The sequence below is a fragment of the Acidiphilium sp. AL genome (genome assembly GCF_025499445.1).
Lineage (GTDB): Bacteria > Pseudomonadota > Alphaproteobacteria > Acetobacterales > Acetobacteraceae > Acidiphilium > Acidiphilium iwatense.
In genome coordinates this window covers 1-25,968 of the sequence record NZ_JAIMBZ010000018.1, presented here as the reverse complement: position 1 = coordinate 25,968, position 25,968 = coordinate 1, and the positions used below count along the sequence as shown (strand labels likewise).

Sequence of the window (25,968 nt, the reverse complement as noted above, 5' to 3'; positions counted from 1 at the left end):
GTCGGTTTCATCCTTCGCGATAGTCGCGAAGGTAATTCTTGTTGTTTTATTGTAGAATGTACAAATATCGAAATTGAATCTTCCATTATTCGGAACAATCATGGACCGCCTGGACGAACTCGCCGTTTTCATCGCCATTCTGGATGCCGGCAGCCTCGCCGCGGCGGGCCGGCGCCTGCGCCGCTCGCCCCCGGCGATCACCCGCCTGCTGGCGGGGCTGGAAGAGCGGGTCGGCGCGCGGCTGTTCGAGCGCACCACGCGGCGGCTGGCCCCGACCGATGCCGGGCGGCGTTTCGCCGAGCAGGCGCGCCGGCTGCTCGGCGATTATCATGCGGTGATGCAAGGCGCCGCGGATTCGGATGTGTCACTGCATGGGATGTTGCGGCTGACGGCTCCCGTGGTGTTCGGACGCCGGCATGTAACGCCGGTGGCGACTTCCTTTCTCGATATGTGGCCTGCACTGCGCATCGAAATGCTGCTGTCGGATCGCAATCTCGATCTGATCGAGGAGGGGTTGGATGTCGCGGTGCGGATCGGCCGGCTGGCCGATTCCGGGCTGATGGTCCGGCGGGTCGGCGAGGTGCGCCGCGTGCTGGTGGCGAGCCCGGCTTACCTCGCGGCGCGCGGGCAGCCGCGACATCCTGACGACCTCGCGGGCCATGACATCATATTCACGTCCAGCCTGCTCGGCCCGCTGGTGTGGCGGTTCCATGTCGACGGACAGGAGCGTGCGTTCCGGGTCGAACCCAGGCTGATGGTGAACGACATCGAGGCCAAGCTGGTTGCGGTGCGCGCCGGCCAGGGCATTGCCGCGGCATTGTCCTACCAGGTGGTGGACGATCTCGCCTCCGGTACGCTCATCCGCCTGTTGGAGGCTTTCGAATCGCCGCCGTTGCCGGTTCAGCTCGTCGTGCCCAGCGTGCGCCACATGCCCGCGCGCGTGCGGGCTTTTCTCGACCATGCGGCGCGGCAACTGGGGGCACTCGCCGTCCTGACATGACGGCTTCGCGGGGTTAGCGCGGTCGCGAGACGCTTGGCACCGGCGAACCCATTCTTGTCGCCCGCTTGATCGCCTGCGGCGGCTGACCGAACCGGCGGAGGAAAGCGCGCCGCATCCGCTCGGGATCGGCAAAGCCGACGGATGCCGCGATCGCCTCGATCGGTTCGGTGCCGGCCTCCACCCGCATCCGCGCGGCCTCCGCCCTGAGACGCTCGACCGCCCTGGCGGGGGTTTCGTCGGTTTCGGCGCGGAACACCCGGCCGAATTGGCGGGGACTGAGGCAGGCGGCTTCCGCCAGGCGCTCGACAGGCAAGGCTTCGCCCAGATGTTCGCGGGCGAAGCTCAAGACTTGGCGTACCCTATCGGAGTCCGGTTCGAGATCGAGCATGGCGGAGAATTGCGACTGGCCGCCGGGCCGGCGGTGATAGACCACCAGTTCCCGAGCGACGGTGCGCGCGAGCGCGCTGCCGTGATCCTCCTCGATCATGGCGAGAGCCAGATCGATGCCCGCAGTAATGCCGGCGGAGGTCCAGACCGGACCGTCCTTGACGAAGATCCTGTCGCCATCGACCCGGATCGAAGGATAATGCCGCTGGAGCGATGCCGCGTGGCGCCAATGCGTCGTGGCGGAGCGTCCGTCGAGCAGGCCGGTCGCCGCGAGAATGAACGCCCCGGTGCAGACGCTGGCGACACGGCGCGCCCCGGAAGCCGCCGACCGGACAGCGGCGAGACGGCCGGGCGGTTGCGCTGCGGGCCGGGTGCCGCGCCCGCCGGCAATAATCAGCGTGTCGAGGCGTCGCGCGTCTACCGGCTTCGTTACGACCTCCAGCCCCGCCGTCGCCGTCACGCCGCCGCCGTGCTGGGACAGCACGTGCAGCCGGTAATGCTCGGCTTCCGCGACCATGCCAGCGATCTGGAACGCCGCGAGCGGTCCGGTCAGGTCGAGAATCTGGAAATCCGGGAAGATGAAGAAGCCGATATCGCGAGTCATGGCGTGAATTGAGGGATCTGCGTCATTTGAGCCGAAAGCCTGCGGCCTCATGATGCGGATGTCAACCGAAAGGATTCTCCATGACCGAACAAATCACCATCGTTTTTCCGATCTATACCGGCGTTACCCACCTCGATTTCACCGGGCCGCACCAGTTCGTCTCCCGGCTTGCGGGGGCGAAAGTGATCGTAGCATCGGTTGGCGGTGCATTGGTGACTGCCGACGGCCTGACTTTTGCCGATCTGGCCGATCTGGGCGCGATCGGACAATGCGACGTGCTGTGCGTGCCGGGTGGCGTCGGCTGCGTCGCCGCCATGCGGGACGCGGTCTACATGGATGCCATAAGGTGGCTGGCCGCCACGGCGCGGTACGTCACCTCGGTCTGCACCGGCTCGCTCATTCTCGGCGCGGCGGGATTGCTGAAGGGCAGGCGCGCCGCCTGCCACTGGGCCTGGCGCGACATGCTGCCGGCATTCGGCGCCATTCCCGATCCGGGCCGGGTGGTTCGCGACGGCAGCATCCTGACCGGCGGCGGCGTGACCGCTGGCATCGATTTCTCCCTGGCGCTGATCGGCGAACTCGCCGGAGCGGAGGTTGCCCAGTCGATCCAGTTGGGGCTCGAATACGCGCCAGAGCCGCCCTTCCATGCCGGACGGCCGGAAATCGCGCCGCCTGCGATCCTTGAGGCGGTTACGGCCCGGATGGCGCCCGCGATGGCGGACCGGCGCGACGCCGTTCAGCGCGCGGCAGAAGCGCTGCGCGCCGGCGCCCGGCCCGCCGGTGCCTGATCAGGGCAGGAGGGTTTGGGCGGTGTCCCAGATATCGCGGGCCACCTCGGCCGCCGGTTTCGCTTCGGCCAGGAACGCCGCCTGTCCGGCCCAGGCCTGCATGCGCTGGATGTCGCCCGCGCGTGCCGCCTCCGCCCGCATCGGCGCGGTCAGGCCGCGCTGCACCGGGTAGGGCGCGGGAGGTGCGATCGCGGTCGCCGCCGCGCGAACGTAATCGGTCGCGATCGCGCGCCCGAGTCGCCCGCTGAAGGCGCGGGTCAACCTTGTGGCTTCCGGCTCGACCGAGGCCAGCGCGTCGGCCCAGGCTTGATTGGTTTTGGCCTCCGGGCAGCGCAGGAAGGCGGTGCCGATCTGCACGGCGCTGGCACCCAGGATGAGGGCGGCCGCCGTGCCGCGCCCATCCGCGATGCCGCCGGTGGCGATGACGGGTATCGAGAGCCTGTCGGCAAGCCGCGGCAGCAGGGCGAAAAGTCCCACGCTTTGCTGTTCCGCCTCGGCGGCCTCGAAGCTGCCGCGATGACCGCCGGCTTCGGCGCCCTGCGCGACGATGGCGTCCGCACCGGCGGCCTCGGCCGCGAGGGCTTCGTTGAGAGTCGTGGCGCAGGCGAACCAGGCGATCCCGCGCGCTTTGAGCGCGGCGACGAAATCCGGCGGGTAAAGGCCCATGATCGAGGACACCACCGGCGGCGCGGCGGCGAGCAGGGCCTCGCACTGCGCGGCGAAATCGGGCGGCTTGGCCTCGGCCGCTTCGGGCGGAACCGGGGGCCCCCAGCCGCCGAGAAATTCCCGCACCCGCGCTTCCGCCGCCGCGTCGCGCCGGGGCGGAGGGTCCGGCACCCAGAGATTGACCTGGAACGCGCCGTTGCTGCCGCCGCGGAAATCGGCGGCCCAGTCGGCGATCTCGTCCGGTGTCGATAACAGGGCACCCATGCCGCCCATGCCGCCGGCATTGGCGACCGCACTGGCGAGGCTTGCCGGGCAGGCCCCCGCCATGGGGGCCTGGAGGATCGGCATATCGAGGCCAAAGCGCTCGCAGAACGCCGCCGCACGGTTACGAGGGGTCAGGTTCGGCATCTGGCGTCTCCGAATGATCGGTTGCTCGAAAGCGGGATAAGCCAAAGCGGCGATTCGGCAAAATGAACGTATGAGGTCGTTAACCCGGCGCTCGCGATGCGGTTTTCGGTGTCGCGCGCCCGGCTTCGAGCCGGGCGCGGGTGCGCGCATCGGCCGCGGGTCCTGGGGCGGTGCGGAAACGGGATGTCGCGAGCGGCTTGCCGCTGAGTTTGTCGATCATCATCGGCTGCGCTTCGGCGCCGGTTTCGCGGTCCAGCAGAACGACACTCGGCCCCTCTGGCGCGAAATGCTTGTTGCCCCAGGCGAGCAATGCCAGGAGTATCGGGCTGAAATCGCGTCCGCGTTCGGTCAATACGTAATCATGGCGCGGCGGATGCTCGCTGTAGAGGCGGCGCTCCAGCAGGCCGGACTCGACCAGCGCATTGAGCCGTCGCGTCAGCATGTTCGGCGCGATGTCCAGGCTTTTCTGGAACTGATCGAACCGCGTCAGGCCGTGGAAGGCGTCGCGCAAGATCAGGATGCTCCACCATTCGCCAACCCGTTCGAGGCTGCGGGCGATCGGGCACTGCATGGTGCCGAAGCTCTTGCGCTGCATGGCAGACCCTTGCGCGGTTTCTGAGGGTGACAAGCATTTACGCTTGCGACTATTATAATGCAAGTGATAGATCGACATGATCAACCCGGAGAGGAAAACCATGATGAACGACATCGCTCTTGATGCCCGGCCAAGCGGCCTCGATCAGTTGCGCGCCCTGATGGACGCGAAGCTGAGGGTTGGAATCGGGCAGACTCTCGGTTTCAATCTGGTCGAGATTGAAGCCGGCCGCGCCGTGTTCGAGGGAAGGCCGGGCCATGGGGTTTATAACCCGATCGGCACGGTGCATGGCGGCTACGCCGCGACCCTGCTCGATTCCGCCTGCGGCTGCGCCGTGCACTCGAAGCTGATGCCGGGGCAAGCCTATTCGACGCTGGAATTGAAGATCGCCTATCATAAGGCACTCACAGCGGAAACCGGGACGGTGCGCGCCGAAGGCATGGTTGTTTCGATGGGGCGGCGCGCGGCCTTCGCCGAAGCGCGGCTGACCGATGAAGCGGGACGACTTTACGCCTCGGCGACCTCGACCCTGATCGTCATGGATCGCTGAGGCGATGCGCATTCTTGTCGTCGGTGCCGGCGGTACCGGTGGTTATTTCGGCGGCAGGCTTTTGCAAGCCGGCGCCGATGTGACGTTTCTGGTGCGAGCCGGGCGTGCCGCGTCGCTCGCCCGTAACGGCCTCGTGATCCGCAGCGCGCGCGGCGACGTCGATCTGCCGGCGCCGCCGGTTGTTACGGCTGACGCATTGCGGGAAAATTTCGATCTGATTCTTTTGAGCTGCAAAGCCTACGATCTCGAAAGCGCGATGGATGCTTTCGCCGCGGCGGTCGGGCCGCAAACGGCGATTCTGCCGCTGCTGAACGGTATGCGCCATCTCGATGCGCTGGACGCCCGTTTCGGTGCCGCGCACGTGCTTGGCGGGCAATGCGCGATTTCGGCCGCACTCGGCTCCGAAGGCGAGATTCTGCATCTCAACGATGCTCACACGCTCACCTTCGGCGAACGCGACGGGGTGCGCACTGCCCGCGCGGAAGCAATCGAAGCCGTGTTCGCCAAGGCAAATTTCGACACTCGCCACAGTTCCGTGATTCTCCAGGAGATGTGGGAGAAATGGATATTCATCGCGACGCTCGCCGGCATCACCTGCCTGATGCGGGCGGCAATCGGCGATATCGTCGCGGCGGGGAACGCGGATCTTGCCGCCGCGCTGTTCGATGAGTGCGCCGTCATCGCGGAACGAAACGGTTTTCCGCCGCGTGCGGCCATGATTGAGCGCAGCCGCGCCATGCTCACGGCGGCGGGGTCTCCTTTCACCGCATCGATGCTGCGCGACATCGAACGCGGCGGGAGGATCGAGGCCGATCATGTCGTCGGCGATCTGCTCGATCGCGGCGAACCACATCGCGGCGGTGCGCTGCTGCGCATCGCCTATGCTCACCTCAAATCCTACGAGGCGCGGCGGACACGCGAGGCGGTAGTGCCGGCATGACCGATTCCGTCGGTGCGCGTTCATGAACCTTGCGGCCGGCGACATAGGTTGCCTTGACGGCGGTTTCGCTGCCCAGCGTCATCAGAACGAATAACTGTTCCTCGAGCGATTCCGAAAATTCCTGACGGGCGGCGAGCAGCGGCGTAGCCTTCGGGTCGAGCACGACGAGGTCGGCGTCCTTCCCGGCTTCGATGCTGCCGATATGCGCGTCCTGATAGATCGCGCGGGCCGATCCGAGTGTTGCCAGATAGAAGGCCTGATGCGCGGATAGCGCGTAGCCGTTCAACTGGGCGATCTTGTAGGCTTCGTTCAGCGTGGTGAGCGGCGAAAAACTGGTGCCGGCACCGAGATCGGAACCGAGCGCGGTGCGCACCGGGTTGGCGGAAACCAGCGCCCGCTTCAGATTGAACAGGCCCGAGCCGAGAAACAGATTGGAGGTCGGGCAGTGGACCACGGTGGCGCCGGCCTGGGCGAGGCGCCGCCATTCGCGTTCGCAGAGATGCACGGCGTGACCGAACAGGCAGCGTGGGCCGACGAGATTATGCCGGTCATAGACATCGAGATAGTCGTGGCTGCCTGGAAACAAGGCGGCGACCCATTGCAGTTCGCTGGTGTTTTCCGCCAGATGGGTCTGCATGTAGAGGCCTGGAATTTCGCGCAATAGTGCGCCCGCCAGGTCGAGTTGCGCCTCGGTGCTGGTGGGTGCGAAGCGCGGCGTGACCACGTAGAAGAAGCGGCCGTCGCCATGCCAGCGTTCGGCAAGCCGTTTCGATTGATCGTAGCCCGATTGCGCGGAATCGCGCAAAGCCTCGGGCGCGTTCCGGTCCATCAGAACCTTGCCGGCGCCGGTCCGCAGACCCAGGAGCGACGCTTCCTCGAAATAGGCGTCCACCGATTCAGGATGGACCGTGCAATAGGTGATCGGCGTGGTGACGCCCGCTCTTATCTGTTCGCGCAGGAACAGCTTTGCGATGGCCCGTGCGAAGACTTTATCGTTGTAGCGCTGTTCGATAACGAAAACATAGTTTTCCAGCCATTCCAGCAATTGCTTGCCGAAGGCGCCGATCATCGGGGTCTGCGGATAATGCACATGGGCATCGATAAAGCCGGGCAGGATCAGCGCATCGGGGTGATGGTCCGGCACCACTCCGTGCGGCACATGATCGGCCGTGAAGGCTCCGGCATGGATGATCCTGCCGTTATCGATCACGATCAAGCCGTCGGACTCGTATCGATAACAGGAGGCAGGATCATCCTGGAACGGATTGCCGGTATAGGTCAGGAACGGGCCGCGCAGCGCCGATTTCATCACGGTGTTTCCAGATCGACGCTTGACGGAACGGCTTCGCGCGCTTCGGCGAATTTCGGCGCGGTCAGCACGAGATAGGCGATCGTCGTCGCGAAGGCGCCGACGAAGAAGGAGATATCGCCGCATTGCGGATAGGCGCGGGCAAACGGTCCGACGAACAGCGGATACTGGTTGAAGAACGGGATGCTGCATAGCACGCCGATCAGCCAGGCGAAAAATCCGAGATGGCCGATCCCGATGCCGGACCAGCGCGACCGGCGCGGCCAGAAATGGGCGATGATCATGACCGGGAAGCGGGGAATGATGACATAGCCAAGGAAAAACAGCAGAAGTTCATAGTGCTTGTAGAAATTGTTGTGTCCGAAAATGGCGATCGCCAGACCCACCAAGCCGGTCAAAAGCGCTGCCTGATATTGCTTCAGTTTGATGCCGGATGCCAGCGCGGACAAGGACGCCGAATAGATGTTCAGGATGTTCGGGCTGACCGTGCCGACGATGATGGCAAGGATCAGAAGCGGACGGAACCATTCGGGAATCCAGGCGGTGAACAGGTCGGACGGGCTGTTGAGCTGAACCGTTGCACCGATGAACGCACCGAGGCATTCCAGCCACACGCAGGAGATGAAGGCACCGAGGAAGGTGTTGAGAAAAACCCGGCGCTTCATCTGCGGGCGGTTCTCCCGGAAGCACAGATAACGCGTATAGTCGGACGAATAGAGAATCCAGCCGCCGAGCCATGACAGCATGATCGAGACGGTGAGCAGGAAAGCGCCCGAGACGCCGCCGACTTCGGCGAGACTTTTCGTATTCGGCACCGGGAAATGGGTGATGTGCAGAAACGACAAAACGGTGAGAATGACGAAAACGGCGGTAAGGAAATAGAAGAACCAGCGTTCCGCCGCGACGATGAAATCATGGCCGATCAGCGCGATGAAGACCTGGACGATGGTGAGCACGATGATGGTTTGGTCGATATTGGTGCCCAAGGTCGCGTGCAGCGCGTAGCTGCCGATGACCGTGTTCACCGCGAACCAGGAAAATCCGTTTAGGAAGTTCAGGAACGACAGAAACCGATTGCCGGGCTTGCCAAACCAGTTCACGCACTGAATCATCTGCGGCAGGCCGTATTCGACGCCATAGGTCGAAAACAGGCCGAGCAGGGTACAGCCGATGAGATTTGCCACGACGATGGCAGCGATTGCGTCGAATGCGGACAAACCGAAGACGCCGGTGGCGATCGCGCCGGTGGTGATGGTTGCGAATTCGACATTCGCCGCCGCCCATAGCCTGAACAGGGCGCGCGGCGTGCCATGGGCTTCGTCGGGATCGATGCGTGCGATCCCTTTTGATTCAACTGTTAGTATGTCGGCGGTTTTCATGGTCGTCGTTTCCCTCGTTCGTATTGTTGCTTATGCTACCGGTTGTTGTGGATCGTGGATGCGGCGCCGCAGCCGGAAGTTGGCGATCCTGATCACCTCGTCGAGGGCCAGCTTCGCTTCGGCGGATTGATCGTGGGCAAGGCGTTGTTGCAGTCTTTCGATGATGGCTTCGGCATTCTTCTGACCCCGCACCGCGATGATGAACGGAAAGCCGAAACGGGTCCGATAGGCGCGATTGAGTGTCGCGAGCCGTTCGGCATCACCTTGCGTCATGCGATCGAAGCCGGCGAAGCGCTGCTCGATCGTCGATGCCGAGGTCAGGGTGCCGGACTGGCCGAGTTCGGGATGCGCGTTCAGGAGTGCCAGTTGCTTTTCTTGATCGGCGGTGAGAACGATCTCGGCCATCGCTTCGACGAGATCGTCGGTGTCGACGAAAGGACGCTCGGCGGCGGCTTTCGCCGCGATCCATGGCGAGTGCTCATAGATATCGGCGAGCGCTTCGACGAACATCGTCTCCGCCATCCGGTTGAGCGCATCGATCGTCAGCGGAGCCTCGGCGACTGCTTTGTTTATGACGGTCATTTCGCACCACCCTGAAACCACCGGCCTATCTTGGCACGTTCGGCCTTGGTGATGTGCGTGATGTTGCCTGGCGGCATCGATTTTGCCTGCACCGCCTGCTGATAGATCAGCGCGGCGTGCTGATGGATTTCGCTCGCCGTGTCGAAGATCAACCCGTCCGGTGCGCTGGACATCATTGTCGGGTGCGCCGAGTGGCATTTCCCGCAGCGATCCTGGATGATCGGCGTGACCGCGGCGGTGTCGACGGTCGGACCAGGTGCGTTGGCCGCAGCGGTCTGGGCGTGCACTGCCCCGCCGATCAGGTGGGCGGGTGCGACCAGGACCATCACGATGACGATCAGTCCGGCCGCCATCGTGGGCAATTGCCAGATCTCGCTCTTGGTATGGCGCATGACGAAATACTGACGGATCAGCGCGCCCGCGACCATCACCAGCCAGAGGCTGAGCCAGTTGGCGGCACCGCCGTAGAGCATGCTGAAATGGCTGCTCAGCATCGCGAACACGACCGGCAGGGTGAAATAGGTATTGTGCACGGATCGCTGTTTGGCGCGCTTGCCGGGGATCGGATCCGGCGTTTCACCGCGCGCCAGGGCGTTCACCATCTTCTTCTGTCCTGGAATGATCCAGAAGAAGACGTTGGCGGACATGATCGTGCCGATCATCGCGCCGACGATGAGGAAGGCCGCCTGCGGCGCGAACAGATGAGTCGCGAGGAAGGCGGCGGCCGCCACGAAAATCGCGATCACGACGCCGAGCACAAAATCGTTCTTGCCGAGCAGCCGGCACGCGATGTCATAGACGACCCAGCCCGCGAGCAGAAAGCCAAGCACGCAGATGATTGCGAGAGACGGTGTGAGATGGGCAACCGACGGGTCGATCAGATAGGTGCCCGGCTGCATCAGATACATCACTGTCAGCAAGGCGAATCCCGAAAGCCAGGTCGCATAGGATTTCCATTTCGACCAGTGCAGATCGTCCGGCATACGTGCCGGCGAGACGAGATATTTCTGCGAATGATAGAATCCGCCGCCATGCACGGCCCACAACTCGCCGAACACGCCTTTGCGCCGTTCGGCCTCCTCTTCGGGTTCGTGCAGGCTGTTGTCGAGCATGACGAAGTAGAACGACTCGCCGATCCAGGCGATCGCCGCGATCACGTGCAGCCAGATCAGCAGGCCCATTGCCCAGCCAGTTAGATATGAAAACATGGAATTCAGCTTCCGCGATAGGTTGTGTAGCTCCAGGGCGAGACCAGAAGCGGGATATGATAGTGAGGTTCTTCGGCGTTCATGCCGAAGCGCAGCACGATGTCGTCGAGAAAGGTTTGGGGTGCGGGCTCTCGGCTTTGCGCCGCGAAATAGGGACCGATCGAAAAGACCAGATCATAGACGCCGCTGGGCAATCCGGCCGCGTCCTGGGGCGTGCAGGCGGCGCGGCCGTTCGCGTCGGTGACGGCTTCAGCGAGTAGCTTGCCCGGCTGCGCCTGCGCATAGAGGCGGATGCGCACGCCGGAAGCCGGGCGGCCATTCGCCGTGTCGAGAATATGGGTGGTCAGACGTGTCATTGTCCTCTCCGATCCGCGATACCGGATTAAGTGATAAATCGATCAGGCTGGAGGCGATAACCGAAATGCGCGTCATAGCGCCTGGATTATGATGCCCCACACAGGGTCGTCGCGGATGCGCATCCGGCGCAGGAATGCTCGGCGAGTAGCGGCTCTCTGCGTGGCGCCGCGGCGGGGCCGCCAGCCTGCAGCAGCAATTGCGCCGCGACCGCGACGGCCAGAACCTCCGGCTGCTTGCCGGCAATGCCGCCGATTCCGATCGGGCAGGTCAACCCGGCAATCGCCTCTGCCGAAAGACCTTGACGCCGCCAGCGATGTTCGAATCGCGCACGCTTGGTCGCCGAGCCGATCAGACCGATATAGGGGAGATCGTCACGGCGCAGCGCCGTTTCGCAGATGGCGGCGTCGAGTGCATGGCTATGGGTCATCACCAGGATCATGCAGCCGGACGGTGCCGCCTCGATCATGACTTCCGGCTCATCGACACGGTGACAGTCTATTGCCGCTGTCGTGTCGCCCGGTGCGATCGGCGGGAACGCGTCGGGGCGGACATCCACCCAGTCGATCGTGCAGGGGAGATCGCACAGCACGCGCACGAGGGCGCGCCCGACATGACCGGCTCCGTGCAACTGCAAACGGAACAGGGAAGGCGGCGGCGGCAGATGGGGTTCGAGCCAGGGGGTATAGGCGAGCGTCACGACGCCGCCGCAGCATTGGCCGAGATGCGGGCCCAGCGCACGGGTTTCGACATCGTCGATGATCGGGCCGTTGCCCGAAACCCAATCGGCGAGAATGTCGCGGGCGCGGGTGGTCGCAGTGTGTTCGAGCTGGCCGCCGCCGATGCTGCCTTCTGTCCCGTTCGGCTTCACCAGCATCCGTGCGCCGACCTCGCGCGGCGCCGAGCCGCGCACCGCGCGCACCTCGACGCAGACCCCGTATGGGAATCGGGCGATCATGTCGCGGCACTCCTTACGGCGTCGACCGCGTCCAGGATCGCTTCGGGCGTTGCCGGCGCGCGCAATGGCGGGTCCGCACCTTGGCCACCGGTCGCGGCGATCGCGTCGCGGATCGCGAGCAATACTGAAAACGCGAGGAGCATCGGCGGTTCGCCGACCGCCTTCGAGCGATGGATGGTCGGTTCGGCGTTGGGATTGTCGAACAGCCGGACGTTCAGCGCGTCCGGGCAGTCATTCGCGGTCGGGATTTTGTAGGTGCTCGGGGCATGGGTGAGCAGCATGCCGGATTGCGGATGCCAGACCAGTTCCTCCATGGTCAGCCAGCCCATGCTCTGGATGAAAGCGCCCTCGATCTGGCCGATATCGATCGCCGGGTTCAGCGAACGTCCGGCATCGTGCAGGATATCGGCGCGCAGCAGCGAAAACTCGCCGGTCAGCGTATCGACAACGACCTCGCTGACCGCCGCGCCATAGGCGAAATAGTAGAACGGCCGGCCGCGCAGGGTTTTCGGGTCCCAGTGGACCTTCGGTGTCGCGTAGAACCCGTCGCTCCAAAGCTGCACCCGCGCTTCGTAGGCCTGACGGACCAGGGTGGCGAAGGGCAGGATAGTCGTGCCGATTTTCACCTCGTCGTTAGCGAAACGAACATTTTCGGCGCTGCCGCCGTAACGCTGTGCGGCAAAGCCAGCGAGGCGGGCGCGGATGGTCAGCGCGGCATCCTGCGCGGCCATACCGTTCAGGTCCGCACCGGTGGAGGCGGCGGTTGCCGAGGTGTTGGCGACTTTCGACGTATCGGTCGCGGTGCAGCGCACGGCGGCGAAGCCGACACCCAGCGCGTCGGCGACGATTTGCGCGACCTTGGTGTTAAGCCCCTGGCCCATTTCGGTGCCGCCGTGGTTCACCAGGATGCTGCCGTCGACATAGACGTGAACCAGCGCGCCGGCCTGGTTGAGATGCGGCACGTTGAACGAAATGCCGAATTTCACCGGGGTGAGTGCGATTCCCTTTTTCAGGACTTCGCTGTGGCGGTTGAACGCCTCGATGGCCGCGCGCCGCTTGCGATAGTCGCTGTCGGCAACGAGATCATCGACGATCTTGTGGACCACGTTGTCTTCGACGACCTGACCGTAGGGGGTGACGTTGCGCTCGTCGGTGCCGTAGAAATTTGCCCGCCTGACATCGAGCGGGTCGCGGCCAAGGGCGCGGGCGATCCGGTCCATCACGATCTCGATCAGCAGCGCGCCCTGCGGGCCGCCGAAGCCGCGAAACGCGGTGTTGCTCTGGGTGTTGGTGCGCGCGTTGTAGCCGTGGATCGCGACCTCGGGCAGGAAATACGCATTGTCGAGATGGCAGAGCGCGCGGGTCATCACCGCACCCGACAGATCGGCGGAGTGGCCGGCATTGGCGATCAAGTCAGCCTCGATCGCAAGAATCCGGCCGGTTTCTTCGAAGGCGACGTCGTAATCGTATTCGAACCCGTGACGCCGTCCGGTGATCAGGAAATCGTCGTCGCGGTCGAGGCGCAGCTTCACCGGGCGCTGCAGCCGATGCGCGGCGAGGGCGGCGGCGCAGGCGAACAGCGCGGATTGCGATTCCTTGCCGCCGAAACCGCCGCCCATGCGGCGGCATTCCACCAGAACCTGATGGCTGCGCCAGCCGAGCGCATGAGCGATGACGTGCTGCATCTCGCTCGGGTGCTGGGTGGAGCAGAGCACGCGCATCCCGTCGTTTTCCGCCGGGATCGCATAGGAGATTTGCCCTTCGAGATAGAATTGCTCCTGGCCGCCGAGGCTGAACTGGCCGCGCAGGCGGTGCGGCGCCGCGACGCGCGCCCGTTCGAGCGCACCCTCGGTGGATTCGCGGATCAGATGGGCGGGCTTGAGCACGTAATCGCCGCGCGCGTGAGCGGCGCGCTGGGTCAGGACCGGCGCGGCAGGTTCGATGATCAGGCAGTCCTTGATCAGCGCGGCGGCGCGCCGGGCCAGATCGCGTTCGGTGGCGACGATGAGGGCCACCGGCTGACCGAGATAGCGCAACGTGCCGTCGGCAAGGATCGGATCGTCATGGACGACGGGTCCGCAATCGTTGACGCCCGGTAGGTCGGATGCGGTGAACACCGCGACCACGCCGGGCATCGCCATCAGTCTTTCCCGGTCGATGTTAACAAGCCGCCCGGCGGCAACGGGCGACAGGCCGAGCGCCGCGTGCAGCGTGCCGGCGGCTTCCGGGATATCGTCGATATAGGGCGCGGCGCCGGCCACATGGAGATGGGCCGATTCATGCGGCGGGCTGACGCCGACGCGCGCGCCCGCGCTCAAGGCTGCCGCATCGGCGTCGGCCCAGGAGGCTGGAATATGGCCGGCGAAGCCGGGCTTCAGGGCGACATCCTGGTTCATGCGACGGCCTCCCGATGCTCGATGCGCTGCGCGCGGGTCTCTTCTTGCGGCAAAGGCGCGATCGGGCGGTTTTCCACCCAGAAGCGCCAGAGCAGGTTGCGTGCGACCCGTAGCCGATAATCCTTGGAGGCGCGCAGATCGGTGAGCGGTGCAAAGTCGCGTCCGAGAGCGTCCATCGCGGCGCGGATAGCGGTTTCGGACCAGGTCTCGCCGAGCAGAGCGGCCTCGGCCTCGCGGGCGCGCCGGACGGTCGCGGCCATGCCGCCGAAGGCGAGGCGGATCGACGCAACCTGATCGTCCCGCAGCGTGAGCGCGAAACCGCAACTGACGGCCGAGATATCGCAATCGGTTCGTTTGGAAATCTTGTAGGCGCGCAAATGTGTTTCCGGTGCCGGCAGAGCAACGTCGATGCTGTGGAGGAATTCGCCTGGCTCAAGCGCGTTGCGCATATAGTCGAGGTAGAAATCGGTGAGAGCCAGGCGCCGGATGCGCACGCCTTGTTGCAGCACCAGGGTTGCGTCCAGTGCCATCAGCACCGGCGCTGCATCGCCGATCGGCGAGCCGTTCGCGACATTGCCGCCCATGGTGCCGGCGTGGCGCACCGGCGGCCCGGCGAAGCGGAGCGCCATCTCCTCTAGCTCGGGCATGGTCTCGATCAGGGCGCCCCAGGCGTCTTCCAGCGGAACGGCGGCGCCGATGCGCAGCAGCGAACCGTCCCGCTCGATCGCGCGCAGTTCGACGACATCGCCGAGATAGATCAGATCGCCGACATCGCGGAACAGCTTGTTCACCCAGAGGCCGATATCGGTAGCGCCGGCGAGCAGCCGCGCCCGCGGCTTTTCGGCATAGAGAGCGGCTAGGCCGGCGAGGGTTTTCGGCGCGTGGAAGTGATCGATCCGTGCGCCATCGGCCACCGGATAGGCCGGGTTGGGCGCCGCATAGACGAATGGCTCCTCGGTTTCCGCAGCGATGGCGCGCAGGGCGGAGGCGATCGGCGCGGCGTCGACATGCTCGGCGGGAAACTCGAACATTTTGGCAGCGGCATCAAGGATCGGGCGGTAGCCGGTGCAGCGGCAGAGATTGCCGGCAAGATCGTCGGCGACCTGCTGGCGGGTCGGGCGGGTGCCGGCCTCGATATGCTTCGTGTAGGTCGCGAACAGCGACATCACGAAACCGGGCGTGCAGAAGCCGCATTGCGAGGCGTGGCAATCGACCAGCGCCTGCTGCACCGGGTGCAGCGCCCGATCGGTAAGCGAGCGCAGGTCTTCGACCGTCAGCAACGCCTTGCCGTGCAGCGTGGGCAGGAAGCGGATGCAGGCATTGATCGGGCGCAGCGCCAGATCGCCGACGCGAATCGCGCCTTGTGCCGGGTCGGCGGCGTCCGCCAGCTCGGCGACGACGATCGTGCAGGCGCCGCAATCACCTTCGGCGCAGCCTTCCTTGGTTCCGGGGCGGCCGGCATGGATGCGCAACCAGTCCAGCACCGTGGTCGTGGTCGGCAGCCCGTCGACGCGGGCGATTTGATTTCTGAAATAGAACTTGATCGGTTGCGGCGTCATGACCTGATTTTCTTGGATAAAGCGGAACGGAAACGCCCTTGAGGAGGCGCCTTCCAGCCAGCTTAATCAAGTGAAATCAGGGATATGAGCGCAAATGTCGCCCATAAGCGGGAGGTTATGGCGCGGTGCGCCGATTCAGGTTGGTTTTTTCACCGCGAGCTTCAGCAGAACCGGCAGTGCCAGCAGAACCAGCGGGAACTGCACGATGAAGCCGGAGATGATCGCGATCGCCAGCGGTTGCTGCATCCCCGAGCCTTCGCCGATATCGAGAGCGAGCGGCAACAGCGTTAGGATAGCGGCGAGCGTGGTCATCGCGATCGGGCGCAGCCGGTTGCGGCTGGCGGTGACGAGCGATTCGAGCGGGTCGTTGTGTTCCGCGAGAGACTGATATTCCGAGACGTAGAAAATCGCCATTTCGGTGGCGAGCCCGACGATCATCGTCATGCCCATCAGGGCGGTGATGTTGAGCTGCACGCCGGAGACGAACAACCCGATAAATACCGCGAGGCTGGCGAGCAGGGCGGTCGAGAGGATTGTCCCGGCAATGATGAAGCTGCGGTACAGGAACAAGAGGAGAATGAATTCGGCGGCGATCGCCGCGACGAAGACCTTGGCGAGGCCGAGAAAGGCGATCTGCTGCTGCTTGTAGAGTCCGCCGAGCGTGTAGTGCATTCCGGGCGGCAGCATGCCCGGCCTGGCGAGGGTGTGCCGCACATCGGCGATCACCCCGCCGATGCCTCGTCCGCTGATCCGCCCGGTGACCGCGACGATGCGCTGGAGATTGTCGCGGTCGATCTCCGGCTGGCCGGACACCACGTTGAACGTTGCGAAATCGCCCATCGGGATCAGCGCGCCGGATGGTGTCGCCACCGGGATGCGCGCGAGATCGCCGATATGCCGCTTGGCATCCTGCGGCAGGGTGACGCGGATGCCGGTGAAGCGATACTGGCCGGGTAACGCCGACACAACGCTGCCCTGAAGCGCGGTGCGCAGGGTCTGGCGCACCGAGGCGGGGTCGAGACCGAGCATCGCGGCCCGCGCGGTATCGACATGGATGTCGATCGCATCGCCGGCGAGGACGACGCCGTTGTTTACCGAAACCACGCCCCGGATGCCGCCGATCGCTGTCGCGACGCGTCGCGCGGTCGAGAGCAGTTGGGCGGGCGCGCCGCTCAGCTTGATCTCGATCGGTTCGGGCACGCCGGTGAGATCGCCGAGCAGATCGCTCAGCATTTGCGATTCGTCGAAATCGATTCCCGGCACCTTCGCTTCGATGTTTCGCCGGACCCGGTCCATCACCGGCCAGATCAACGGCCGGTCGCCATGCGGCTTGAGCTGGACGAAAATATCGCCCTGGTAGGGCTCGTTCAGATCGCCGCCGAGCCCCGCGCCGGTGCGCCGCGAGAAGGTTTTCACCGCCGGATCGGCACGCAGGATTGCCTCCACCTGGTTCACCTCGCGCACGCTTTCGGCGAGCGAAGTTCCCGGCCGGGTCTGATAGTTCAGCACAAAACCGCCTTCGTCGAGATGCGGCATGAATCCGGTGGGCACCGCGCGATAGGTAAGGAAACCGGCGACGATAAGTGGGGCGATGCCCAGAGCGAGCAGTCCGGGCCGGGCGATCAGCCTGGGCAGCAGTGCCGCGTGCGTGCGGGTGAGCCAGCCCGTGTGGTCGGCGGCATCGTGCGCTTCCAACGGGTCGTGCCATTTGTCGAAATCGATCAGGGCGCGGGCGAGCACCGGTACAGCGAAGGCCGACAGCAGCCACGAGGCGGCGAGGGTGGCCGCCATGGTGATCGACAGCGCCTTGAAGAATGCGCCGGTCACCCCGGACAGAAGGGCGAGCGGGGCGAACACGATGAGCGTGGCCATCGAGGAGCCGGACAGCGGCGGCAGGAACTCGGCGGCGGCGGCGAGAACCGCCCCCTTCGCGGCATTGCCGGCGGCATGGCCAGCGCGGCGCGCGACATGCTCGATCATGACGATCGCATCGTCGATCACCAGACCGACCGAGGCGGCCAATCCGCCGAGCGTCATGATGTTGAAGCTCATCCCCGCAAACGACAGCAGCAGAACCGCTGATGCCATCGAGGCGGGGACGACGAGGAGCGCGATCAGCGTGACGCGCCAACTGCGCAGAAAGCCGATCAGCACCAGGCCGGCGAGCATCACGCCGATCAGGATGGCATCGCGCACCGAACCGGCGGCGGCGCTGACCAACCGGCTCTGGTCATACCATTTTACCAATGTCACGCCGTGCGGCAGATTGGCTTTATAGGTGGTGAGTGCCTTGCGCACCGCCGCGTCGACCGCGACCGCATTGCCGTTCGGCTGCTGGAACACCTGGAGCGTGACTGCCGGAACGCCATTCTGGGCGACCCGGTAATAGACCGGCACGGTGCCCATGCGCACCGTGGCGACCTGATCGAGCCGCACCACGCCGTCTGGCCCGGCGCGCACCACGATGCGTTTCACCGCGCGCACCGAGTTCAGCGTGTTGTTCTGGACCAGCAGATAGAGCCGGTCGCGATCCGCCATGCGGCCGACGGCGGCGAGGACGTTCGATTTGCTGACCGCCTGCTCGACCTGCGCCAGCGTGACATGCATCGCGGCGAGGCGCTGCGGCGCGACCAGGACATGCACCTCGGGCGTCGTACCGCCCTGCACGCTGACCTTGGCGACGCCCGGAATCCGCGTCAGCACGGGAACGATGTGGTATTGCGCGATGGTGCGCAGCCTGGTTTCCGAAATACTGTGCGAGGTCATCGCATAGGCGATGATCGGGAACACGGTCGGGTCCATCCGGCGCACGACATAGGTGGTGCCCGGCGGGAAGTCGGGCAGCTTCCGGGCGATCGCGGCGTCGACCTCGGTCGTCGCGTGGCCCATGTTCTGGCCCCAGTTGAAGTCGACATAGATCTGCGCCGAGCCGCGCGAGGTCGACGACCGCACCGAAACCACACCTGGGATGGCGCGCAGCGCCTGCTCCGCCGGCTTGGTCACTTGCAACACCATCTGTTGGGCAGGACGTGCGCCGGCATCGATATTGACGCGCACGCGGGGAAACGAGGTGCGTGGGAACAGGCCGACGGGCAGGGACATCGCCGCGACCGCGCCAGCGAGGGCGAGGCTCGCCATCAGGAACAGGATCGCCCGCTGGTGGCGCGCGAGGAACCGGGCGAAACCCATTACCGCTGTACCCGGACCGCGATTCCCGGCGTGAGCTGATAGTTGCCGGTCGTCACGATGGGCAAAGCGGGGTCGATCCTGCCGCTGACCACCGACGAATTTCCGGCGCTGGCGCGAACGTCCACCGGAACCGGCGTCGCATGGCCGCTTTTCACCTGCCAGAGCGTATAGCCGTGCCCGTCCGGCAAGGCCGCGTCGCGCGGCACGATGATGCCGCGCGCCGAGCCGATATCGATCCGGGCGGTGACCTGCTCGCCTACCAGGACGTGCGCCGGAGGCAGCTTGATCGTGGCATCGACGAGGCCGCTTTGCGGATTGACCATGGTGGATACCGCGAGCACCACGCCGCGCAGCGTGCCGCGCCCGTTGCCGGCGACCGGGATGACCGCGACCTTGTCGCTCGCGCGCACCTGTCCGGCCTGAAACGGATCGAGTCCGACGGTGGCGACGAGGGCATCGCCGCGCAGAACGGTGGCGATCGCCGCGCCCGGCAGCAACTGCGCGCCCGGCGCCACTGCGATGGCGGCGACGATCCCGTCATAGGGTGCTACGATCGGTGCTGTGGCGCGATCGGCGCCCTCGCGGCGCAGTGCGTTCCGCGCCGAAAGCGCTGAGGTTGCCGCCTGTTCCGCCTGGCCGAGCTGCATCCGGGTCGCGAGGTGGGAGGCGACCAGGGCTCTGGTGTGCGCGAGCGTCTGCTTCGCCGCGCGCAACGCGGCTTCGGCCTGGACATAGGCGGATTGCGCGCTCGGCGCGGTGCCGATCAGCGCGATGGCCTGGCCGCGATGCACCGAGGCGCCCGGCACCACATCGACCCGCTTGACGATGCCCGCATAGGCGACGGCAAGCGTATCGGACGCTCCGGGACCGGCCTGGACCGTGCCGTAGGCGGTGATGCTCCGCTCGATGCTGCCGGATTTGACCGGTGCTGTGGTAACCAGGACGCTGGGCGCGGGTTCGGCCAGCGCGGACGAGGATATCGCCAGGATCAGCGCGAGTGGGAGCATCATCCGCGTCATGGCGCACCTCCGGTATGAGAAACGACGGGCAGGCCGGCACCCAGCAAACTCGCCAGCGCGATGCGCCCGGCCGCGTTTTTCTGGTCCAACGCGATCAGTTCGGTCTGGCGGGTCGCGGCCTGGTCGATCAGGTCGGTTTCGATCCGCGCATCGATCAGGCCTGCGCGATAGGCGCGGCGCGCGGCGTGCGCGGCGGTTGCGGCGGAAACCAGACGGGCTTTGGCGGCTCGCCGCTCCGCCCCGAGCAGTGCCAGCGCCTGTTCGGCGGAATCGGTCTGGCCCTGGGCGACGCCAAGTGCGGCGGTAAAGGCCGCGTCGAGCTGCCGCCGCGTCGCTTTCGCCACCGCGATATTGCCCCGGTTGCCGTTGAAGATCGGCAGGTTGAGCGAGATCGTCGGCCCCAGGCTGGCGACCCGGCTGGTATCCGACCCGCCATTGACCGAGAGCGAGAGCAGCGGGAATTGCGCGAGAATCGCCGCGCGCAGATCGGCGTCGGCGGCGCGATAGCCATAGCGGAGCGCGATCAGGTCGGGCCGGCGCCGCGCGAGCGTGACGACGAGGTTTCGCGTCACACCGTGCGGCAGGCGCGGGATGCGCGGCCGGGCGAGCGGGATCGGGGTGTTCGGCGTGACGCCGAGCAACGCGGCCAAGGCGGCGTGGTCGGTCTGTTCCTGCTGAGCAACGGCGTCGTGCGCCGTATCCAGGCTAGCGAGGCTGGCTTGCGCCGCCGAGGCCTGATCGATCGCGAGATTGCCGGAAGCGACCGCCTGGCGGGAGGTCGCGACCAACCCTCGCAAAGTCGAACGCGCGGCATCGAGCGTGGCGAGGCTGCGCCGGTCCGCCCAGAGCGACACCGCTAGGGTTTCGGCCTGAGAGGCAACCTGCCATTCTTGCCACATCACATTGGCGCCGATTTCCGCCGCGCGCGCTCGTGCGGCGTGCAGCCTCGCGCCGCGGGTGATCAAAGAAGCGAGATCCTGCGCGAGCGCGCCGCTGATCGAAGGCGCCGTTCCCGGACCGCCGAGCAATGCGCCGAATCCGCCCTGGATATTGGGGTCGGGCAACAGGCCGGCGGCGAAGATCTGAGCACGGCCGATGCCGATTTGTGCCCGTGCGGCGGCGAGCGCGGGGTCGTTCAGCACGGCGAGGGCGGCGAGCGCCTGCGGCGAAAGCGGGCGCGTCGCATCGATCACCCGCCCACCTTGCGGGGTGCGGTCGAGCGATGCCAGATCGATCCTGAGCGGCGGCGCGAGCGAGAGCGGCCGCGCCCGATAACTGGCGCAGCCGGCGAGAGTCATGGCGGCAGCCAACAGGATCGCGCTCGGGATGAAGGGATTGGTCGGATTGCGGAAAATCATGATGCGTGCGGTTGCTGAGCGGGAGGGTTTGGCGGCGCCCGCTTGCCCTGCGGTTTGCGTGGCGTTTGTCGTTTTGTAATTTTGCCGAAATCGGCTTGACCCAGCTCTCGAACGGCCGATCCTGCGATGTCATGGACCCGAAACGAGAACTGCGCATCCTGTTGATCGAGGACGATCCCCGCACCGCTGAACTCGTGCGTGCCGGGCTGGAGCCCGAAGGCCATGTGGTCTCGGTCGCGCCCGACGGGCGGCCCGGCCTGCTACGGGCCGCCGGAGAATCCTGGGACATCCTGATCGTGGACCGGATGCTGCCGGGGCTTGACGGGCTGGGGCTCGTCAGGACGCTGCGCAGCGCGGGCGTGACAACGCCGGCGCTGTTTCTGACCGCGCTCGGCGGTGTGGATGACCGGGTGGACGGTTTGCGCGCCGGCGGAGACGACTATCTGGTCAAGCCCTTCGCGGTGGCGGAGTTGAGCGCGCGGATCGCGGCACTTGCCCGGCGCGGCGCACTAAAGCCGGAGGATGCGGTCCTGCGCGTCGCCGATCTCGAACTCGACCGGCTGAGCCGCGAAGTGACCCGCGCCGGCCAGACCATTCCCCTCAAGCCGCGCGAATACGCGGTGCTCGAATATCTGATGCGCCATGCCGGCCAGGTGGTGACCCGCACCATGCTGCTCGAAGATGTCTGGGATTTTCATTTCGACCCGCAGACCAGCGTGGTCGAGTCTCACATTTCACGGCTGCGCGCCAAGATCGATCGGGGGTTCGGGCGCGAACTCGTGCAGACGATCCGCGGCGCAGGCTATCGGCTGGGCGATGCTGCCTAAGCTGTTCCAGACCACCAGCGTTCGGCTCGCGGCCCTTGGCCTGGGCCTCGCCTCGGCCAGCGCGGCGGTGGTGTTCGCGGTGATTTATTACGGCACGCTGGGCACGATGCGGGCGACGCTGGATGCCGACATCGCCAACGAGATATCCGAGATTTTGATCGCCGGGCCGATGACCCCGCGAAGCATCGTGATCGCCGGCGTGCGCGCGGCGCTGGCCCAGCATCCCGCCAATATATTTTTCCTGCTCGACGACGCGGGTGGGCGGAAGATCGCCGGCAATCTTCGTCTCGCCATGCCGCGCCCCGGCTGGCACACGCTCGCCGCGCCGCCGGGCCAGGTTTTCGCGCCGCACACCCATGTGCTGCGCGGTCGCGCCGTGCCGGTCGCCGGAGGCGATCGTCTGTTCGTCGCCGCCGATGCGACCATGCTCGACGAGCTGAACGAGCTGATCCGGCGCAGCTTCATGATCGGGTTCGGCATCACTCTCGCGATCGGGCTGGCCGCCGGCATCGGCTTCGGCCGGCGCGCGCTTGCCCGCGTCGAGGCGGTGAGCGCCGCGAGCCGGGAGATCATGGCCGGCGATTTCACCCGCCGGATTCCGCACTCCGGTTCGGGCGACGAATTCGATCATCTCGCCGCCAGCATCAACGCGATGCTCGCGCGCATCGAGCAATTGATGGCCAACATTCGCGCGGTCGGCGACGAGATCGCGCATGATTTACGTTCGCCCCTGGCGCGCTTGCGCGAATCGCTGGAACTCTCGTTACGCGCGGCCGATCCGGCGGTCATGCGCGCGACGATGGAGGACGCGATCGGTCAGGTCGATGCGGCGCTCGGCCTGTCGGCGGCGATATTGCGGCTCGCCCAGATCGAGAGCGGGGCGCGGCGGGCATCGTTCACCCGGATCGATTTTTCGCTCCTGCTCGAAGAGATCGCCGAGACTTACGAGACGGTTGCCGAGGACGCCGGCGGGCGGTTTACCGCGACGATCGAGCCGGGATTGATTCTGACCGGCGATGCCGCATTGCTCAACCAGATGGTCGCCAACCTGATCGAGAACGCGATCAGGCATGGCGGGGAGGGTCCGGCGATTGTGCTCGCTGCCGCTCGCGTCGGGCGGGATATCGAAGTGACAGTGACTGACGACGGCCCCGGCATTTCGGCCGAGCGCCACGCTTTGGCGCTGCGCCGGTTCGGCCGGCTGGATGCGAGCCGGGCAACCGACGGTCACGGGCTCGGGCTGCCGCTCGCCGCCGCGATCGCGGCACTGCACGATGCGACGCTCACCCTGTCCGCCGAGCGGGACGATCCGGTCCGGCCAGGATTGCGGGTGGCTTTACGATTTGCCAACCCTTCGCCACGCTGAGGCAGAAAGCAAGGATCAGGCGGCCTTCTGCTCGACGCGCGCGGCTTCGGCCCGGAACCCATCGACAATGAAGGCCGCGAGCGCATCCACCGTCTTGGTATTCTCGCTAACCCCCTTCATCAGCAGGATGCCGTATTCCGGCAGCGGCGGCAGGCCGAATTCGCCGGGGCGCAGCAGCCGGACGCCGGCCGGCATCAGGGTCGGCACGACGACGGTGACCGCCAGCCCGGCGATCACCGGCACGAGTGTGCCGACATGGGTTGCCGACGTATATGCAACGCGATAGCGGCGGCCGGCGGATTCGAGCGCGCGGGTCGCGGCGCGGCGCCACGTGCAGCCCTCATGCGCGAGCGCAACCGGCAAGGGATCGCAGAGGTGCGGATCATGCAGGGCCGATGTCGCCCAGGCGAGCTTGCCGCGCCAGAGCAGGGTCATCGCCGCATGATCCGGCTCAAATCCTTCGGAAAGCAGGGCGAGATCGAGCTTGCCGTCCGCCACGGCTGGAGCCAGCTTCTCGGATTCCGCGCAATGGACGGCAATCTGGACCGCGGGATGCGCATCGGCGAAGCGCCGCAGAATCTCGGGAAGGAATTCCAGCGCATAATCGTCCGGCGTGCCGAGCCGGACTTCGCCGCTGATCTCCGGCGCCCGGAACGTGGTCCAGACCTGATCGTTGATCGCGAGCATCTCCTTGGCGCGTCCGAGAAGATAGACGCCGTGGGCGGTCAGCTCCACACCCTCGCCGCGCCCGCGATGGAGCAGCCGGTGGCCGAGCACATCCTCGAGCTTGCGGATCTGCATGGATACGGCGGATTGCGTGCGCCCGATGCGGGACGCGGCGCGGGTGAAGCTCCGCTCCTCGGCGACGCAGACGAAGGCACGCAGAACGTCGGATTCGAGGGTAGGGGTCAATTGCATGGAATCAGAATAGCTGATTTCTCAGATAATAAAAATTCGTTTTACTAATACCTGCCATCGCCCCAAGTTCAGCGCAACCCCGGATGCGGGGGTCTTCGCCCAGGCGACACAAGCGTCTCGCCCTCCGGCGATAACGGGAATGGAGAATAATCATGTCGCGTCTTTCAGTCTTTTTGCGGTCCCTGCTGCGCGCCGCTGGGCACTTCGTTCGCGAGACCAATCATTCCAGCCTGATGTACTGGGCTCGGGTCGGGGGATTCAGCGCGGCGAATGGCGAGCTTCAATCGATCCTCTCCGCGTGGGAGGATGAAAGCAGGCGCGCTTCGGAAACACGCCATGGCAAGCCGCCAGTCGGAGTTTCGTGACACTGGCACCGGATCGCTATGACCTCGTCGTGTTCAACATACGTACGCGGCGGAACACTCGCCCATCGATCGCGACGAGGCCGAGAGCGATCAGCGCCATACCGGCGAAGGCGTTGGGACGGAGGGTTTCGCCGAGCAGGAGTGCTGCCAGGATCAGCGCGCTCACCGGCACCAGCAACGTCACCAGCAGCATGTTGGTGGCGCCGGCGACGCGCATGATCCGAAAATACATGACATAGGCCAGAGCCGTGCAGGCGAGGCCGATGGCGGCGAGCGAGAGTAGCGCCGCCGGCCCCGGCATCGGCATTGTCCAGGGCCGGTCGAAGACGACGACAAGCGGGATCATCACCAGCGCGGCGGCGGTGGCCTGGCCGGTCGCGATCCGCAACGCCGAATGCCCGGACAGCCGGCGGCTGAACACGCCGCCGAACGCGTAAGCCACCGCCGAGCTGAGACAGGCGGCTTCGGCGAGCAGCCGCCCGCCCGAGCCGGCGGCGCCGGAATCGAACAATCCGGGGCCAAGCAATACCGCGACTCCGCCGAAGCCGAGCAGCACCCCGGCGAGACGTGGGCCGGTCAGTCGTTCGTTGTGGGTCAGCATATGGGCGACCAGGATGCCGAAAATCGGCGTGGTCGCGTTCAGGATCGAGGCGAGCCCGGCGCTCAGCCGGATTTCGCCGAACGCGATCAGGCTGAACGGCAGGGCGTTGTTGAGAATGCCGCAGATGAGAAACCAGAACGCGTCCCACCGGGTCGCGGCAATCCGCTCGCCTCGTGCGCGCAGCACGAGATTGAGTGCCAAGGCGGCGATCGCGGTGCGGCCGAGCGCGATCGTCATCGGCGGTATCTGGGCAACCATGATCTTGTAGAACGGGAAGCTGGAGCCCCAGATCGCGGCGAGGCCGAACAGCAGCAGCCATTCCGATCGTCCCATCCGAAGCTCGCCAGTCATCGTCCACCCGCCCGATTCCGGCTCCAGGGTAGGAGACGGGACGCCGGCTTGTCGCGTGCGCGGCGCGCAAGCCTGCCCGGCGCCAGGGGGATCGGTTCAAAACCTATCTTGCTTCTAGCAGCGTGTCGGACTTAACGCGACGCGGAAGTGTCTGGTAGGGTCGAGCGTGGATCGATCATCTTTCACCCCGGACCTCCTGCGCATGAGCAACTTCCGCCCGATTGACCGCGATACGGACTTCCTGATGCCGCGGTCGGTGGACGAGTGGTTGCCGGAGCGGCACCTGGCACG

22 protein-coding genes are annotated in these 25,968 nt (G+C 65.7%); 6 read left to right on the top strand and 16 right to left on the bottom strand.

Annotated features, from left to right (window positions below; translation table 11 throughout):
- Nucleotides 1-100: 100 nt before the first annotated feature.
- The gene (locus tag AiwAL_RS11735) at nucleotides 101-1,000 is read left to right on the top strand and encodes a LysR family transcriptional regulator (RefSeq protein ID WP_235704850.1); all 900 of its coding nucleotides are present in this window, start codon (nucleotides 101-103) and stop codon (nucleotides 998-1,000) included.
- 13 nt (nucleotides 1,001-1,013) lie between these two features.
- Here AiwAL_RS11735 and AiwAL_RS11730 read toward each other — a convergent pair whose 3' ends face one another.
- Nucleotides 1,014-1,991: a GlxA family transcriptional regulator gene (locus AiwAL_RS11730; RefSeq protein ID WP_235704849.1), complete on the bottom strand. Its 978-nt coding sequence runs from the start codon at nucleotides 1,989-1,991 to the stop codon at nucleotides 1,014-1,016.
- An 80-nt stretch (nucleotides 1,992-2,071) separates the two neighbouring features.
- On the opposite strand from AiwAL_RS11730, the gene AiwAL_RS11725 reads away from it, so the two are divergent.
- Nucleotides 2,072-2,779, top strand: a complete 708-nt coding sequence (locus tag AiwAL_RS11725; RefSeq protein ID WP_235704848.1) for a DJ-1/PfpI family protein — start codon at nucleotides 2,072-2,074, stop codon at nucleotides 2,777-2,779.
- Here the strand turns inward: AiwAL_RS11725 and AiwAL_RS11720 are convergent, their stop codons facing one another.
- Together AiwAL_RS11720 and AiwAL_RS11715 are read right to left on the bottom strand one after the other, a co-directional pair.
- Nucleotides 2,780-3,853 carry a nitronate monooxygenase family protein gene (locus AiwAL_RS11720; protein WP_235704847.1) on the bottom strand — a complete coding sequence of 358 codons (1,074 nt, stop codon included), beginning with the start codon at nucleotides 3,851-3,853 and terminating at the stop codon, nucleotides 2,780-2,782.
- Nucleotides 3,854-3,932: 79 nt separating this feature from the next.
- Nucleotides 3,933-4,448, bottom strand: coding sequence for a helix-turn-helix domain-containing protein (locus AiwAL_RS11715; protein ID WP_235704846.1), 516 nt, complete (start codon nucleotides 4,446-4,448; stop codon nucleotides 3,933-3,935).
- A 100-nt stretch (nucleotides 4,449-4,548) separates the two neighbouring features.
- Here AiwAL_RS11715 and AiwAL_RS11710 point away from each other — a divergent pair, with 100 nt between their 5' ends.
- Nucleotides 4,549-4,998 carry a PaaI family thioesterase gene (locus tag AiwAL_RS11710; protein ID WP_262312738.1) on the top strand — a complete coding sequence of 150 codons (450 nt, stop codon included), beginning with the start codon at nucleotides 4,549-4,551 and terminating at the stop codon, nucleotides 4,996-4,998.
- Nucleotides 4,999-5,002: 4 nt separating this feature from the next.
- On the top strand, nucleotides 5,003-5,938 hold the full coding sequence (panE, locus tag AiwAL_RS11705) for a 2-dehydropantoate 2-reductase (RefSeq protein ID WP_235704844.1): 936 nt from the start codon (nucleotides 5,003-5,005) through the stop codon (nucleotides 5,936-5,938).
- On the opposite strand, the gene guaD is transcribed toward panE, so the two are convergent.
- The 11 genes from guaD to AiwAL_RS11650 form a co-directional block, all read right to left on the bottom strand.
- A complete protein-coding gene (gene guaD / locus AiwAL_RS11700; protein ID WP_235704843.1) occupies nucleotides 5,889-7,247 on the bottom strand; it encodes a guanine deaminase in 1,359 nt (452 codons plus the stop codon). The two genes, panE and guaD, sit on opposite strands and share 50 nt — an antisense overlap.
- Entirely contained in the window at nucleotides 7,247-8,626 is a 1,380-nt protein-coding gene (locus AiwAL_RS11695) for a cytosine permease (protein WP_262312737.1), read from the bottom strand. The genes guaD and AiwAL_RS11695 overlap by 1 nt, the downstream gene beginning before the upstream one ends.
- 30 nt (nucleotides 8,627-8,656) lie before the next feature.
- Nucleotides 8,657-9,208: a 2-oxo-4-hydroxy-4-carboxy-5-ureidoimidazoline decarboxylase gene (gene uraD / locus AiwAL_RS11690; protein WP_262312736.1), complete on the bottom strand. Its 552-nt coding sequence runs from the start codon at nucleotides 9,206-9,208 to the stop codon at nucleotides 8,657-8,659.
- Nucleotides 9,205-10,416 carry a urate hydroxylase PuuD gene (locus AiwAL_RS11685; protein WP_235704840.1) on the bottom strand — a complete coding sequence of 404 codons (1,212 nt, stop codon included), beginning with the start codon at nucleotides 10,414-10,416 and terminating at the stop codon, nucleotides 9,205-9,207. Before AiwAL_RS11685 ends, uraD begins: the two co-directional genes overlap by 4 nt.
- 5 nt (nucleotides 10,417-10,421) lie before the next feature.
- Nucleotides 10,422-10,772 carry a hydroxyisourate hydrolase gene (gene uraH / locus AiwAL_RS11680; RefSeq protein WP_235704839.1) on the bottom strand — a complete coding sequence of 117 codons (351 nt, stop codon included), beginning with the start codon at nucleotides 10,770-10,772 and terminating at the stop codon, nucleotides 10,422-10,424.
- Nucleotides 10,773-10,858: 86 nt separating this feature from the next.
- The gene (gene xdhC, locus AiwAL_RS11675) at nucleotides 10,859-11,728 is read right to left on the bottom strand and encodes a xanthine dehydrogenase accessory protein XdhC (protein ID WP_235704838.1); all 870 of its coding nucleotides are present in this window, start codon (nucleotides 11,726-11,728) and stop codon (nucleotides 10,859-10,861) included.
- Nucleotides 11,725-14,124 (bottom strand): xanthine dehydrogenase molybdopterin binding subunit, encoded by a 2,400-nt coding sequence (xdhB, locus tag AiwAL_RS11670; RefSeq protein ID WP_262312735.1) that lies wholly within the window; start codon nucleotides 14,122-14,124, stop codon nucleotides 11,725-11,727. The genes xdhC and xdhB overlap by 4 nt, the downstream gene beginning before the upstream one ends.
- Nucleotides 14,121-15,683, bottom strand: coding sequence for a xanthine dehydrogenase small subunit (gene xdhA / locus AiwAL_RS11665; protein WP_262312734.1), 1,563 nt, complete (start codon nucleotides 15,681-15,683; stop codon nucleotides 14,121-14,123). Before xdhA ends, xdhB begins: the two co-directional genes overlap by 4 nt.
- A gap of 135 nt (nucleotides 15,684-15,818) precedes the next feature.
- Nucleotides 15,819-18,872, bottom strand: a complete 3,054-nt coding sequence (locus AiwAL_RS11660) for an efflux RND transporter permease subunit (RefSeq protein WP_262312733.1) — start codon at nucleotides 18,870-18,872, stop codon at nucleotides 15,819-15,821.
- The gene (locus AiwAL_RS11655) at nucleotides 18,872-19,891 is read right to left on the bottom strand and encodes an efflux RND transporter periplasmic adaptor subunit (protein ID WP_262312732.1); all 1,020 of its coding nucleotides are present in this window, start codon (nucleotides 19,889-19,891) and stop codon (nucleotides 18,872-18,874) included. The genes AiwAL_RS11660 and AiwAL_RS11655 overlap by 1 nt, the downstream gene beginning before the upstream one ends.
- Nucleotides 19,888-21,249, bottom strand: coding sequence for a TolC family protein (locus AiwAL_RS11650; RefSeq protein WP_262312731.1), 1,362 nt, complete (start codon nucleotides 21,247-21,249; stop codon nucleotides 19,888-19,890). Before AiwAL_RS11650 ends, AiwAL_RS11655 begins: the two co-directional genes overlap by 4 nt.
- Before the next feature lie 131 nt (nucleotides 21,250-21,380).
- Between AiwAL_RS11650 and AiwAL_RS11645 the strand changes: the two genes are divergently transcribed.
- The gene (locus tag AiwAL_RS11645) at nucleotides 21,381-22,076 is read left to right on the top strand and encodes a response regulator transcription factor (protein ID WP_316044779.1); all 696 of its coding nucleotides are present in this window, start codon (nucleotides 21,381-21,383) and stop codon (nucleotides 22,074-22,076) included.
- Nucleotides 22,066-23,442 (top strand): HAMP domain-containing sensor histidine kinase, encoded by a 1,377-nt coding sequence (locus tag AiwAL_RS11640; protein WP_235704832.1) that lies wholly within the window; start codon nucleotides 22,066-22,068, stop codon nucleotides 23,440-23,442. Before AiwAL_RS11645 ends, AiwAL_RS11640 begins: the two co-directional genes overlap by 11 nt.
- A 15-nt stretch (nucleotides 23,443-23,457) precedes the next feature.
- Here AiwAL_RS11640 and AiwAL_RS11635 read toward each other — a convergent pair whose 3' ends face one another.
- Nucleotides 23,458-24,360, bottom strand: a complete 903-nt coding sequence (locus tag AiwAL_RS11635) for a LysR substrate-binding domain-containing protein (protein ID WP_235704831.1) — start codon at nucleotides 24,358-24,360, stop codon at nucleotides 23,458-23,460.
- A 381-nt stretch (nucleotides 24,361-24,741) separates the two neighbouring features.
- Nucleotides 24,742-25,677: a DMT family transporter gene (locus AiwAL_RS11630; RefSeq protein WP_262312730.1), complete on the bottom strand. Its 936-nt coding sequence runs from the start codon at nucleotides 25,675-25,677 to the stop codon at nucleotides 24,742-24,744.
- Nucleotides 25,678-25,968 lie beyond the last annotated feature (291 nt).